This window comes from Aminobacter sp. P4_D5 (genome assembly GCF_056401815.1).
Genome location: NZ_JBFUIP010000884.1, coordinates 1 through 642 on the forward strand (window position 1 = coordinate 1; position 642 = coordinate 642).

General features: G+C 72.0%; 1 protein-coding gene. It reads left to right on the top strand.

Annotation, left to right across the window (positions count from 1 at the left end; genetic code table 11):
- Positions 1 to 642: toprim domain-containing protein (locus AC1DWF_RS35585; RefSeq protein WP_476843163.1), on the top strand; the 642-nt coding region annotated here is incomplete at both ends.

The window sequence follows — 642 nt, forward strand, 5'->3', positions numbered from 1 at the left end:
ATGCAGGAGCGCGAGGAGGGCCGTGCGGTCGATCTCTTCTTCAACCGCGTGATGTTCCCCATCCGCGACAGGCGCGGCCGCAGCGTGAGTTTCGGCGGCCGCATCCTCGGCGACGGCCAGCCCAAATACGTGAACGGCCCGGAGACGGCGCTCTTCTCCAAGCGCCGCAACCTCTACGGCCTGGACCTCGCCCGCGAGGGCGTCTTCCGCGGTGCGAAGCTGATCGTCTCCGAGGGCTATATGGACGTGATCGCCCTGCATCAGGCGGGCTTCACCGGCGCCGTCGCCCCCCTCGGCACCGCGCTGACGGAGGAACAGATGCAGGCCCTCTGGCAGGTCAGCCCCGAACCGGTCCTCTGCTTCGACGGCGACGCCGCCGGCACCCGCGCTGCCGCCCGGGCGGCCGAGCTGGCCCTGCCGATGCTTGCCCCCGAACGCACGCTACGCTTCGTGACGCTCCCCGCCGGCGAGGACCCGGACACGCTGATCCGCAAGAGCGGCCCGCGCGCCTTCCAGGCCGCGCTCGACGCCGCTCAGCCGCTCTCCGAGGCGCTCTTCTCGCTGATCGTCGGTGGCAAGGTCCCTGAAAGCCCAGAAGGCCGCGCCGCGCTGCGCAACCGCCTCTCGGGCGCCGCCCAGGCC